This window comes from Gammaproteobacteria bacterium (genome assembly GCA_009838035.1).
Classification (GTDB): Bacteria; Pseudomonadota; Gammaproteobacteria; order Steroidobacterales; family Foliamicaceae; genus Foliamicus.
Genome location: VXSK01000016.1, coordinates 1 through 12,769 on the forward strand (window position 1 = coordinate 1; position 12,769 = coordinate 12,769).

The 12,769-nt window shown below is 64.0% G+C and carries 14 protein-coding genes; 1 reads left to right on the forward strand and 13 read right to left on the reverse strand.

The window, feature by feature from the left end; genetic code table 11:
• Positions 1-103 precede the first annotated feature (103 nt).
• The 9 genes from F4Y72_07580 to F4Y72_07620 form a co-directional block, all read right to left on the reverse strand.
• Positions 104-1,147 (reverse strand): TRAP transporter substrate-binding protein, encoded by a 1,044-nt coding sequence (locus F4Y72_07580; protein MXZ28152.1) that lies wholly within the window; start codon positions 1,145-1,147, stop codon positions 104-106.
• Positions 1,144-2,385, reverse strand: a complete 1,242-nt coding sequence (locus F4Y72_07585) for an MFS transporter (protein MXZ28153.1) — start codon at positions 2,383-2,385, stop codon at positions 1,144-1,146. The genes F4Y72_07580 and F4Y72_07585 overlap by 4 nt, the downstream gene beginning before the upstream one ends.
• Positions 2,385-2,993 carry a sulfoxide reductase heme-binding subunit YedZ gene (locus F4Y72_07590; GenBank protein ID MXZ28154.1) on the reverse strand — a complete coding sequence of 203 codons (609 nt, stop codon included), beginning with the start codon at positions 2,991-2,993 and terminating at the stop codon, positions 2,385-2,387. The genes F4Y72_07585 and F4Y72_07590 overlap by 1 nt, the downstream gene beginning before the upstream one ends.
• 175 nt (positions 2,994-3,168) lie before the next feature.
• Positions 3,169-4,137 carry a protein-methionine-sulfoxide reductase catalytic subunit MsrP gene (msrP, locus tag F4Y72_07595; GenBank protein ID MXZ28155.1) on the reverse strand — a complete coding sequence of 323 codons (969 nt, stop codon included), beginning with the start codon at positions 4,135-4,137 and terminating at the stop codon, positions 3,169-3,171.
• Positions 4,138-4,177: 40 nt separating this feature from the next.
• A complete protein-coding gene (locus F4Y72_07600; GenBank protein MXZ28156.1) occupies positions 4,178-5,461 on the reverse strand; it encodes an ammonium transporter in 1,284 nt (427 codons plus the stop codon).
• Positions 5,462-5,522: 61 nt separating this feature from the next.
• Complete coding sequence (locus F4Y72_07605) at positions 5,523-5,861, reverse strand: P-II family nitrogen regulator (GenBank protein ID MXZ28157.1); 339 nt, start codon at positions 5,859-5,861, stop codon at positions 5,523-5,525.
• Positions 5,862-5,914: 53 nt separating this feature from the next.
• A complete protein-coding gene (dacB, locus tag F4Y72_07610) occupies positions 5,915-7,456 on the reverse strand; it encodes a D-alanyl-D-alanine carboxypeptidase/D-alanyl-D-alanine-endopeptidase (GenBank protein MXZ28158.1) in 1,542 nt (513 codons plus the stop codon).
• Entirely contained in the window at positions 7,323-8,576 is a 1,254-nt protein-coding gene (locus F4Y72_07615; protein MXZ28159.1) for an HAD-IB family phosphatase, read from the reverse strand. The genes dacB and F4Y72_07615 overlap by 134 nt, the downstream gene beginning before the upstream one ends.
• The gene (locus F4Y72_07620) at positions 8,015-8,779 is read right to left on the reverse strand and encodes a CDP-alcohol phosphatidyltransferase family protein (GenBank protein ID MXZ28160.1); all 765 of its coding nucleotides are present in this window, start codon (positions 8,777-8,779) and stop codon (positions 8,015-8,017) included. Before F4Y72_07620 ends, F4Y72_07615 begins: the two co-directional genes overlap by 562 nt.
• Between F4Y72_07620 and F4Y72_07625 the strand changes: the two genes are divergently transcribed.
• Positions 8,733-9,311, forward strand: a complete 579-nt coding sequence (locus F4Y72_07625) for a YggT family protein (protein MXZ28161.1) — start codon at positions 8,733-8,735, stop codon at positions 9,309-9,311. The two genes, F4Y72_07620 and F4Y72_07625, sit on opposite strands and share 47 nt — an antisense overlap.
• 12 nt (positions 9,312-9,323) lie before the next feature.
• Here the strand turns inward: F4Y72_07625 and F4Y72_07630 are convergent, their stop codons facing one another.
• Genes F4Y72_07630 through F4Y72_07645 form a run of 4 tightly spaced genes read right to left on the reverse strand, consistent with a single transcriptional unit; the run spans position 9,324 to position 12,574 of the window.
• Positions 9,324-9,782 (reverse strand): hypothetical protein, encoded by a 459-nt coding sequence (locus tag F4Y72_07630; protein ID MXZ28162.1) that lies wholly within the window; start codon positions 9,780-9,782, stop codon positions 9,324-9,326.
• A complete protein-coding gene (gene msrB, locus F4Y72_07635; protein ID MXZ28163.1) occupies positions 9,779-10,168 on the reverse strand; it encodes a peptide-methionine (R)-S-oxide reductase MsrB in 390 nt (129 codons plus the stop codon). Before msrB ends, F4Y72_07630 begins: the two co-directional genes overlap by 4 nt.
• A 34-nt stretch (positions 10,169-10,202) precedes the next feature.
• Entirely contained in the window at positions 10,203-12,125 is a 1,923-nt protein-coding gene (gene htpG, locus F4Y72_07640; protein MXZ28164.1) for a molecular chaperone HtpG, read from the reverse strand.
• 11 nt (positions 12,126-12,136) lie between these two features.
• Entirely contained in the window at positions 12,137-12,574 is a 438-nt protein-coding gene (locus F4Y72_07645; protein ID MXZ28165.1) for a L,D-transpeptidase family protein, read from the reverse strand.
• Positions 12,575-12,769 lie beyond the last annotated feature (195 nt).

Consider the following 12,769-nt stretch of genomic DNA (forward strand, 5'->3'; position numbering starts at 1 on the left):
TACCCATGCTTGACAACATGGATACTCCAACGCTCCCACGAGGAGGGGGACGAACAAAGGGCTTTAGCTGGCGCCGCCCGGGCTGTTCGGCCGGTCGGCGGCCTTAGTTGGCTGCCTGCTGGCGTGCGAAAGCGGCCTTGCCTTCGGCGATAGTATCGAGCACCAGGCGTGACTGTCCGCCCACCGCGCGGGCGAGTTGCTCGGGTACATGGGCTACCGCGGCCGCCCACCGGTCGCGTTCGGCTTGTTCCGGCCAGCGTGGCGTAATGCCGAAACTATCCGCGTTTTCCAGATCGTGCTGCGCCTCCTCGCGCGTGCCCCTGCGGGTTTCGGCGATGCTGGGGTAAGCGTGGGCGATGATCTCGCGGTCCGCGTCCGCCAGGCCGTCCCACCAGGCCTTGTCGGCCACGATGACCGACATGCCGAAGCAATGCGCGGTGAGCGTAACGTGTGGCGCCTCGCCGGAAGTTCCGGTTCGCACATACAGGGTCAGGGAATTTTCACCCGCCTCGATCAGCCCTGTTTGCAGCGAGGGCACGATTTCTCCAAAGCCCAGCGGAATGACGTCCGCGCCCAGCGCTTCGCCAAAAAGTCGCGAGGCTTCGCTTGCCGAAACGCGGAAACGCCGACTCCGCATGTCTGCCGGCGACAGCACCGGCGTGACCGAGTAGATGTGGTGAAATCCGATTTCGCTCCAGGACACGAGGTGAAGGCTCTGTGCGGCAAGCAGCGAGGTGAACAGTTCGGTCAGGAAGTGGTCATAGACAAAATCCGCCTCTTCCTCGGATTCGAAAAGAAACGGCGCGTACAGCATCGCGATTTCCGGCACCAGGGTGGAAGTCATCATCGCGGAAAGGTTACCGATCTGCACCCGGCCGCGCCGCAGCCCGGCCGCAATCTGCTCCTCGGAAAACTGCCCGTGCACCAGCATGCGGACCTTGAAACGGCCCTGGGTGCCTTTCTCCACCTTGCGCTGGAACGTGAACCAGTGCGTTTCGCCGATGGTGTTCGGAAATGCCGTGCCGGCCGCCGTGATTTCCGTGACCTCGGCCGCTTCATCCGCTTCCCGCGGCGCATCGGCGGACGGCCCGCAACCTGCGATGCAAACCGTCGCTGCGCAGGAAGCAAGAAGCAGCCCGCTCCTCATGCTCTTTGCCGCCGTATGAGAATGTACACGCAGGCCACGGCAATCGCACACAGAATCATCATTACGGTGAAGCCGTTGGTGAATGACCCGTATTGGTCAGCAGAAGTAGCCAGGAAGCGCCCGCCGACAGCGCCGGCGAGCGAGTCGATCATCAGGAATATGCCCAGATAGACTCCGTAGTTTCGCCCCGCATAGAACTCCGCGATCATAAGCTGGATCATGGTGAACGCGCCTGAGTACCCAACTCCATAGACAATGGCGTAGGCGAGCGGCCAGGTCGTTTCGCCCGGAACGGCGAGAAACAGGAGCGCCAGGCCCAAACCCAGGTTCAGCACGCTGGCCATGGTTACCCATAGCTTGTCGAACTTGTCCGCCAGATAGCCAAACAACACCTTTCCGACAATGGCGGCGGCGAAAAAGCTGCTGTAGATCGTCGTGGTGCTGGTGTCGTCGAGCAACAGCTCGTTGCGGAAGAACAATGCCTGGTTGTTGAGCATCGCCACGATGCAAAACCACAGCGTGCCGGTGGCGAACGCCAGAAGATAGAACACCGGCGAACGAATGAGGCTGAGCACCACCTTGCCGAACGCGTCCGGCTTCGGACGCGCTTCCGGCTCCGGATCGGCCACGCCGTCGGCGGCCAGCCCCTTGTCCCTGGGATAATTGCTTACCAGGAAAAGGGTGGGCAGGATCATCATCACTCCGCCGACCACTGCGAGCACCAGCACCGCCAGCCGCCAATCGGGGAGCAGGAAATTGACCACCCAGGGGAAAACTGCACCGCCAAAACTTGAGGCCATCATCAGAATGCCGAACGCCAGGCCGCGGTAGCGCACGAACCATCGCGACAGCAGCATCAAGCTGGGGCTCAGTCCAGCCAATGAGAGCGAAAAGCCGAACAATACGTACAGCGCCATGAGGTGCCACCATTCCTGCACCATCGGGAACAGCGCCAGGACCAGCGTTATACCCAGTGCGCCGATCAGCATCAGGCGGCGTATGGAGAAACGGTCCAGGAACCAGCCGGCCACCGGATTGAGGAAGGCAACGAGCGCGAAGAACATGTTCGCAGGCAGAGTCACCTGTTCATTGGTCCAGCCGAACTCGCTCGCCAGGTTGGGGAATATGCGCGGTATCGTATTCAGAAGAATGCCGTTGGAGGCCATGTAGATCAGAAACAGGCCAACCAGCAGCCACCAGCCGAAAAATATCCGTCCGCGCAAAGAAACTTCCTGCATTATTTTCCTCCCGGGAACAGCCGGCCCTTCAGGGGCGACCACCAAAAGCGCATGCCCAGCAACAGGGCGAGAATGGCGCAATATACCAGCGGCTCGATCGTGTCGGCCTTGACCTGCCAGTAGAAATGCCAGCAGGCAAGGATCGCGGCTGGGTAAATCAGCCGGTGCAGCCGGTTCCAGCGCCGGCCCAGGCGCCGCTGCCAGCCCCGGGTGGAGGTGATTGCCAGAGGGATCAGCAACAGCACCGCGCCCATGCCGACGGTGATGAAGGTCCGCTTGAGCAGGTCCTCGCCCAGGTGGGCGAAATCGAGTTGCAGGTCGAGCAGGAAATAGGCCAGCGGGTGCAGCGTGCAGTAAAAGAAGGCAAACAGGCCCAGCATCCGGCGGAAGCGGTACAGCCGCGGCTTTCTCAACAAACGCGCTGCGGGCGTGACGCACAGCGTGACGAGCAACAGGCGCAGCGCCCAGAGGCCGAGTTCGTCCTGGATTTCCTCGGCGGGATTCGCGCCCAGCCCCGGTTCGACCACTTCGGCTATGCGCAGCACAAGCCAGATTACGGGCAACAGGCAGGCGGCAAACAGCAGCGGCTTGTAAACCCGAACGTTCATCGATCAATCACCGCTTCGAACCCGCCCTTTGTCATTCCCCTGCTTCCGGGATACGCCTGCAAGCACATCCCTGTGGGCTCGGCGGCGGCTCCCTGCCGCCGACGCTCCCGGAAGCAGGGGAATGACAAAGGGCTCACGCTTGCAGGTCTGGCGTAGCTCCCGGAAAGTTGCCGGATCAGTAATTGCGGCGCAGGTCGAGGCCGGAATACAGGTGGGCCACCTGCTCGCCGTATCCATTGAACATCTGCGTCGGGATGCGGCGCGCGAACAGCCCGGAAAAACCGGAGCCGATTTGCCGCTCGGTGGCCTGGCTCCAGCGGGGATGGTCCACTTCCGGATTGACGTTGGCGTAGAAGCCGTATTCCTGCGGGGCGGCGATGTTCCAGCTGGTTGGCGGCCGCCGTTCCTGCAGGCGGATGCTCACGATCGACTTGATGCCCTTGAAACCGTACTTCCACGGTGCGATCAGCCGCAGCGGGGCGCCGTTCTGATTGGGCAGCGCGACTCCGTACACGCCCACCGTCAGCAAAGTCAGCGGATTGGTCGCTTCTTCGATCGTCAGACCCTCGACGTACGGCCAGCGGAGAACGCGGCGCCGCTGTCCCGGCATTTCGTCGGGACGGTAAACTGTCTGGAACGCGACATATTTCGCGCGGGACGTCGGGCGGAAGCGCTTGAGCACTTCGCCCAGCGGCACGCCCACCCACGGAATGATCATCGACCAGGCTTCGACGCAACGCATGCGGTAGACCCGCTCTTCAAGTCCGATGCCGGAAAGCAGGCCCTGGACGTCGAACTCGCCGGTTACTTCCGCTTCGCCTTCCACCCGAACGGTCCATGGTTCGGGCCGGAAATCTCCCGAGTTACGGTGCGGGTCGTCCTTGCCGGTCCCGAACTCGTAGTAATTGTTGTAGGTGGTGATTTCCTCGTAGCTGTTCGGCGGCGCGTCGGTGCTGAAGGGGCCGGGCGTTACGCCGGGCAAGTCCTTCTGGCCGGTGCCGGCGGCGAGATTGGCGGGCGCCGCGCGGGTCGTGCCCACCAAGCCTGCCGCGGCGAGGCCGGCGATGACGGAACGGCGATTGAAGTAGGTGGTTTCGGAGGTTATTTCCGAGGATCGAATATCGGTCTTATTGCGTATCAGCATCCCACAATACTAACTCAGCGGGACCCCCTCGCTACCGGGATCAGCGGCTGTAGCCCCGCTCCTCGTGCTGGGTGAGATCCAGACCCTCGATTTCGTCCTCTTCGCTCACGCGCAGCGGCGTGATGAGTCCGACGACCTTGAGGATGACCCAGGTGGCCAATGCGGTCCATGCAAAGGTCGCCACCAGGCCTATCACCTGGACGCCGAGCTGCGAACCCAGATTCATGCCCTCCGCATAACCGGCGCCGCCCAGGTTGGCATTGACGAACACGGCGCAAAGCAGCAGCCCCAGGGACCCGCCCACGCCGTGGACCGGGAACACGTCCAGCGAATCGTCGATCACCAGCACCCGCTTGATGATGCGCGTCGCATAGAAGCACACCACGCCCGCGGCCAGGCCGATGATCAGCGCGCCGATCGGGCCGACGAAGCCGGAGGCCGGCGTGATCGTGCCCAGCCCCGCGACCATGCCGGTCACCACGCCCAGCACGCTGGGCTTGCCGAACTTGATCCACTCCATCATCATCCAGCCCATCGCGCCGGCCGACGCGCCGACGTGGGTGACCAGCAGGGCCATCGCCGCGGCGCCGTCCGCCGCCAGCGCGCTGCCCCCGTTGAATCCGAACCAGCCTACCCAAAGCATGCCGGCGCCGGCCACCGTGAGCGGCAGGCTATGCGGCGGCATGGGCTTTTGCGGAAAACCCGTTCTCGGACCCAGCACCATGGCGGCAACCAGCGCTCCCACGCCCGCGGTCAGATGCACCACCGCTCCGCCCGCGAAGTCCAGGAATCCCATGTCGGCCAGCCAGCCGCCGCCCCACACCCAGTGACAGACCGGGGCATAGACGAGCAGCGACCACAGCACCGAAAACAGCACCATCGCGGAAAACTGCATGCGCTCGGCAAATCCGCCCACGATCAGGGCGCAGGTGATGATCGCAAAGGTGAGCTGGAAGGCGATGAAGATCGTTTCCGGCGCGGTTCCGCTGAGCGAATCGACGGTCACTCCGGCCAGAAACGCGCTGCCGAAGCCGCCCACCACCTGATTCATGGCGCCGCCGTCGCTGAACGCCAGGCTGTATTGCACGATGACCCACAGGAACGTGACGATCCCGGCGATCGTGAAGCATTGCATCAGCACCGACAACACGTTGCGGCGGCCCACCAGACCGCCGTAAAACAACGCCAGCCCCGGCAGCGTCATGAACAGGACCAGGGCCGTGGATGTCAGCAACCACGCGGTGTCGGCCTTGTCCAGCGTGTCGGCGCTCGCCACGCCCGACAACAGCAACCCGGCCACAGCGATCAATATCGCTCTCTTCATAGAAAAATCCCCTTTTGAAGGGACGCCGGCTACCCGCCGGGGCCCCGATAAGTTACGCTCGCTACAGCGCCGAGTCACCGCTCTCCCCGGTGCGGACCCGAAAGGCCTCCTCAAGATCCATCACGAAGACTTTGCCGTCTCCGACCTTGCCGGTCTTTCCGGAGTCGATGATGGCCTCCACCACCCGCTCGGCCAATTCGTCGGTACACGCAACCTCGATCTTGGTCTTGGGGATGAAATCCACCATGTATTCGGCGCCCCGATACAACTCCGTATGGCCACGTTGTCGCCCGAAACCCTGTACCTCGGAGACGGTCATGCCGTTGATCCCAAGGTCGGACAAGGTGTTGCGTACATGATCCAGCCTGAACGGCTTGATGATGGCCATTACTAGTTTCATTGAAGCCTTCCTTGCGGCTTGGCGCGGCAGTGAATTGCCGGGCGCGGATTCTATCAATGACGGCTGATTGCTGTCAAAAGTTGGCCATGCGCTTCCTCGCCCGGACCCTTGGCCGCCAGGGGGTGCTCGAGCAGCGCAACAACGGCGAGCCGCCGACCGCTGTCGGCCAGGACATATCCGGCGATTGCCGACACTCCGTTGAGGCTGCCGGTCTTGATGTGCGCCCGCCCGCCGAACGGAGTTTCCTTGTAGGTTTTCGTCAGCGTGACGTCGCGCCCGGCGATGGGCAGGGAGGCGGCGAGTTCGTGGAAGCGGGGGCCCTGGCCGGCATGCACCAGCAGTCGTCCCAGGTCGGCAGCGGATATCCGGGAAACGCGCGACAGGCCGGACCCGTTGTCCAGGACCAGGCTGGGAAGTTCCAGCCCTTCTCGTATCAGAACCTCGCCGGCGGCCTTCCGCGCCTTGTCCAGCGTTGCCGGCGGTCCGAACATCTCCGCGCCCAGCGTCAGCAGCAACTGGCGCGCCATCACGTTATTACTGTGCTTGTTCATGAATCGCACCGCCTGGAACGCGAACTCCGACTTGAATTCCAGCCAGGGCTCGGCGTCCTCCGGCGCACTGCCCAGGCGAAAACCCTCCGAGATCTCGCCGCCGCCTTCCCGCCACAGGGTCTCGAACAGCCCGTAGGCATAGGCCGGGCCGGAGAGCGCCCGGCGCGAAATCGAGTAGCTGTTGCAGCGGCGGCTGTAGTTCCCGTCCAGCTCGACGCGGCTGTCGCCTTCGCCGGAGATGCGCACTGCCACTCCGCGCTGAAATCCGCCGCAACGTTCGTTGCTCAGCCGTAGCCGGTTGACCAGTTCCAGCCCGGACAGCGGCGGCTCCAGCCGGGCATGAACGCGGCCGCGGGCATGGTCCGGTTCAATGATTATCCGGATCGCCTGAAAGTTCATCAGCAGCGCGTAGGGCGATGCGCTGAAGGAGCGGTGACGGTCGGCCTCAAAGCCGGCCAGCGGCGTATCGTCGGCCGGCAGCCACCGGTCGTCGAGCACCAGCGGGCCATCGATCCGGCGCAAGCCCTTTTGCCTCAACTTCTGCTGCAGCAGCCAGACGCGTTCCATGACCAGGTGCGGATCCCCGCGCCCTTCAAGTATCAACGGGCCTTCCAGCACGCCATTGCGCAATTCGCCGCCCAGATGGACGCGCGTGATCCAGCGGTATTCCGGCCCGAGCCCCTCCAGGGCAAGCCAGCCGGTCAGCACCTTGATTACCGATGCCGGCTTTCTCGGGACATCCGCACGGTGACTCAGCAAAGGTTTTTCCTCGCCAATGTCCCCCACCCAGACGGAATAGTTTTCGCGCGAGATGCCGTAGTGCGCAAGTACCCGGTTGACCGCGGCCGGGAGGGCATCCTGCGCAATTGCCGCCGGCGAACAGCAGAGCAGCGCGCTCAGCGCCAGGATGCTAGGCCGAAGCACGAATACGGCCGCGAGCCGGCGATCCGATGACTTCCCAGCCCTTTTCGCAGGCGATCGCCGCCAGCGCCGAATCCGGGTTGACCGCGACCGGAAGGCCGCAGGCGCCAAGCAGGGGAAGATCGCTCAGCGAGTTTCCGTAGGCGGCGGTATCCGCAAGGGTGGTTTGGAAGCGCGCGCAGAGGTCGCGCGCGGAGGCCAGCTTGGCTTCACCGACGCGATGCACGATCGGCGGCGCGAATCCATAGCGCCCGGCGCGCATCGCGCATTCGGTGGCGACGACGTTGTCGACGCCCAGTCTTTCGGCGATCGCGTCGGCGAGGACGCTCGGCGTTCCCGAAAGCAATACGACGAAATCGCCTCCTTGTTGATGGGCCCGCAAGCGTTCAAGGCAGGGTCCATATAGCGCCCTGTCCAGCCCGTCGGCAGCCCACTCGCGCGCCAGCGTTTCCGTGCTGCCCACGGTGCGCCGCCAGAGCAGCGACTTGTTCTTGGCGAACACTCCCGTTCCGTACCGGGGAAAGTGGCGCAGGGCGAACAGGGCGTAGGCCAACAGCCTGATCGGGCCGATCCGCCCCTTGAGGAAGAGCCATAGCATGAAGCGCTTTTCGCTGCTGGGCTCGTTCAGCAGCGTGCCGTCGATATCGAACAGCGCGAGGCGCGGCACGGACTTCGGGCCATTCATGGAGTTCCGCGATTGCGCGGGAACAGGGACCGCCGCTCTTCGGCCAGAAATTCCATGATCACCGGCATTCCCCGCAACAGGCACAGCGCCACGGCAAGGTAGGTGAACGCCATGGCCAGCCACTCCCATATCGGCTGGAGCAGCGCCCAGACTTCCGTCAGCGAAGGCAGCAATGTTTCCACTCCAACGGGCAACGGATTGATCATGAACAGGCCGACAAACGCGCAGGCCTTGATCGTGGCGTAAAACCCGCGCATGAAACGGCCCGCGACCAGCCATCGGGCCACGGGCGAATTCAGCAGCGCAAGAGGGCTGCGCCGGTCGGCCTGGACCTGGCTGGCCCGTATCGCGTCCACCAGCACGCCGCGCACCACGAACACGATCGGAATCCAGATCGGAATGAGATCGAGGTCCGCCAGCACGATCCACAGCGTGAGTTCCACGATGCGGTCGACGGCGATATCGAATAGCGCCCCGAACAGGCTCTCCTCGCCCCTGCGCCGCGCAACCCAGCCGTCCAGGCCGTCCGAAATGAATACCACGGCGAGAAGCGGCCATATCCACAACTGCGTGGCGGAGACGGGCCGGTAGGCGATGGCCACCACGACGAGCAGCAGGAAGAGGCGGCTCAGCGTGATCAGGTTCGCCATGGCCGAATTATAGACAGCGGCCGCCGATCTTATAATTGCCGCCGTCATCGCCGACTTCGGGTAAATGGGCGCACTTTCTTTTCTGCTTGGCACGGTCGCGGACCTGTACATGCTGTGCTTCGTGATCCGTCTGGCGCTGTACTGGCACGGCTCCGATCCGCGTAATCCGGTGGCCGCCGTGGTGCTGCGCCTGACCAATCCGGTGGTTCTGCCGTTCAGGTTGCTCGTCAAGCCTTCCCAGCGCCTGGAGACGCATGTGCTGCTGACGTTTCTGACGCTGCAATGCCTGCTGGTCTGGGCTACGGTCAAACTAGGCTGCCAAGTCGAGCCCGGCATGGTCCAGATCCTGATCTACGGACTTATACGCGCGATCCGCGCAGCGCTGTGGTTCTACCTGTTGGCGGTCGTCGCCTGGGCCCTGCTGAGCTGGTTCTCGCCGAGCGGATACAACCCGATCGTTGGCGTGCTGCACCGGATCTGCACGCCCGCACTGGCGCCGATCCGGCGCATTCTGCCCGGGATGGGCGGCATCGATTTCAGCCCCCTGGTGTTCATCCTGGGCGTACAGCTCGTGCTGGCCTTTCTGCCGGGCGCCGAAGTGGCGCGAGCCCTGAGTTGCGGCACGGGCTTCTCGCCGATCTAGCCGGAGGCCTTCTTACTCGGTTTCCGCGGTTTCTTCTTCGTCTTCGGGGTTGTCGGGCGCAAGCAGTTCCAGCCCCTCGATCGTTTCCACGACGACGTCGTCAAGCGGAATCAGCACTTCCGGCGCAGGCAGCAAAATCTGGCCTTGCGGCGCATCGCGGATAGGAACGAGAGGGTCGGTGCTGACCACAATGGGCGTGTCGGGACGGATTGAAGGCAACGGATCCGGAATGGGACCCTGGGCTTCGGCCTGGGCCACTTCCTCGGGCGTGGCGAGACGCACGGCAAAGGTCACGATGCGCACGAAGCCCTCTTCGTATTCCTCCTGGAACATTGCGCCGAGGATCAGCATGGCCAGGACGACGAAGCTGGCGATGACGGCCGAGAGGCCGAATCGGATCGCGGTGCGCCGTTTGCGCATGGCCTCGCGTGCGCGGCCGTCGTCCGGCTGGGGGGGCTTGAGGTGCTTCACGTCTTGTTGAACCGCAGCGATGCGGAGTTGATGCAGTAGCGCATTCCGGTAGGCCGGGGCCCGTCCGGGAAGACGTGGCCCAGGTGGGCGCCGCAATTCGAGCAGACGACTTCGACCCGCTGCATGCCGTGACTGCTGTCGACGTGCTCGGCCACCGAGCCGTCGGAGGCGGGCTGGAAGAAGCTTGGCCAGCCCGTACCGGAGTCGAACTTGGCGTCGGAACGGAACAATTCGTGTCCGCAGCAAACGCACTCGTAGGCGCCGGTTTCCTTGTTGAACAGCAGCTCCCCCGTAAACGGGCGCTCGGTGCCCTTCTGCTGCGTGACGTGGTACTGCTCCGGACTCAGCCGCGTCTTGAGTTCATTGTTCTTCGGGGCTTTGTGCATGGAGTGATTGTAGACCCAATGGTCCCGCAGCCGGTCAGGCTTCGAGGAGGCGGTTTACGCGGCGGACGAACTCGCCCGGGTTGTCGAGATCCCTCCCCTGGGTCAGCACCGCCTGCTCGTGCAGCAGGCGGGTGAGATCCTCGAACAGTTCGGCGTCCCCTTCGCGCAGGGCCAGGCGCTTGAACAGGCCGTGGCCGGTATTGATCTCCAGGATGGGTTTGGTTTCCGGAAGTTCCTGGCCGGTGGCGCGCAATATGCGCTGCATCTGTACGCCCATTTCATGCTCTCCCAGCGCCAGGCAGGACGGCGAGTCGGTAAGCCGGGACGTGGAACGCACGTCGGAGACTTCGTCGCCCAGCACGCTCTTCATCCGCTTGAGCAAGGCATCGGCATCCTCGCCGTCGATGCTGTCAGCCGTCTCAACCGGCGCCGTACCCGGCAACTCGTCCGCGGCCAGTGCGCCGCGGGTGATGTCGCGGAATCGCAGTCCTTCGTACTCGCCCAGGTGCCCCACGACCCATTCGTCGATCGGGTCGGACAACAGCAGCACTTCCAGGCCGCGCTGGGTGAACACCTCGAGCTGCGGGCTGGACCGTGCCGCCGCGGGTCCGGCCGCGGCAATGTAGTAGATCTCCTTCTGATCGTCCGGCTTGCGTTTGACGTAGTCCTCAAGGATTTCGGTCTGCCGGTCGTCGTCCGAGGACGTGGAGGCAAAGCGCAGCAGGCCCAGGATCCGGTCCCGGTTGCCCGGGTCCTCGACCACGCCCTCCTTGAACACGCGGCCGAATTCGTCCCAGAAAACCTGGTAGTTGTCCGCGTCGTCCCCGGCAAGCTTGTCCAGCATGTCCAGCACACGCCGCGCCAACGCCTGGCGCATTGCGCGCACATCGTCGTTCTGCTGGAGGAGTTCGCGCGAAACGTTCAGCGGCAGGTCCCTGCTGTCGACTACACCTCGGACAAACCTCAAGTACAACGGGAGGAACTGCTCGGCGTCGTCCATGATGAAGACCCGCTGGACGTACAGTTTCACGCCCCGCGGCGACTCGCGGTTGAACAGGTCGAACGGCGCCCGCCGCGGCACGAACAGCAGGCTGGCGTATTCGCGCCGTCCCTCCACCTGGTTGTGCGCGTGACAGAGAGCATCCTCGCTGTCGCGGGCGATGTGCCGGTAGAACTCCTGGTACTCCTCGGGCTTGATGTCGCGCTTCGGGCGTGTCCAGAGCGCCTGGGCCGTATTGACGACTTCCCGGGACGGCTCCGGGGCCGCCTTGTCCTCATCCCCGCCCGCCGCCGTGCCGGGCATGGTCACGGGGAAGGCGATGTGGTCGGAGTAGCGCTGAATCAGGGAACGCAGTTGGTAGGGCTCCGCGAATCCCTTCTCTTCCTCCTTGAGATAAAGCCGCACAGACGTGCCACGTCGCTCCCGCGGGACGGACCGCACCGTGAACTTGCCCTGGCCCTCGGACGACCAGCTCACACCGTCTTCGGCATTCAGGCCCGCGCGCCGCGTACGCACCTCCACGCGCGAGGCCACGATGAAGGACGAATAAAAACCCACTCCGAACTGGCCGATGAGCCGGGCGTCCTCCTGCTCGTCACCGGACAGCCCGGCCAGGAAGTCGCTGGTGCCGGACTTGGCGATGGTTCCCAGTTGCTGGATGACCTCGTCCTCGGACATGCCGATGCCGTTGTCGCTGACTTCGACCCAGCCCTCCTCGGCATCGAAGTCCACCGCGATCGCGAGGTCGGTATCGTCGGCCAGGAGTTCCGGGCGGGAGATGGCCTCGAAGCGCAGGCGGTCGCAGGCGTCGGAGGCGTTCGAGATCAGTTCGCGCAGGAATATCTCCTTGTGGCTGTACAAGGAGTGGATCATCAGCTTCAGGAGCTGGCGGACCTCGGCCTGAAAGCTGCGGGTGCGCGCCCTGCTGGTCTTCCTTGCAGAAGTGTCTTGCGCCATCTTCGGCCGCCCTAGGGTTTGATCGTGATCGGGGTGCCGATGCGGGTCATCATCCATATCTCCAGCATTGCGGCGTTGCTGACGGCGATGCAGCCGTCGGTCCAGTCACGCGTCGAGTAATAGTTGCGGTCCCGCCCATTGGTGGGCCTGATCGGACGGCCGTGCACCATGATGAGTCCGCCGGCAGGCACCTCGGCCTGTTCGGCGCGGACCCGGTCCGACTCGTTGGGATAGGAGATCTGCAGGGCCAGCATGTAACTGGAATCCGGTTTGCGGCCTGAAATGTGGTAATCGCCCTCGGGCGTGCGGTAATCACCCTCGCGCATCTTGTGGCCCCTGGGGGCCAGGCCGAGAGCGATCGGAAATGTGCGCACCGTTTGTCCATCCTTGATGAGATATAGCCGGCGCTGCGATTTATCAACCATGATCGAATCGATCACCGGCAGCATAGCGGGCTCCGCCGCCGACGCTGACGCCGCGCCGAGACATATTCCCAACAACAGACAGCAGGCCAGACGCGCCACCGTAGCCCTTCCATACCCCCTGCCTCTGGGGGCGTGGGGGGGGGGCGCCCCCCCCCCCCCCCCCCCCGCGGGGGAGGGTGGACCCCCCGGGCAGGGGGGCGGTTGGGGGGGGAGGAATAG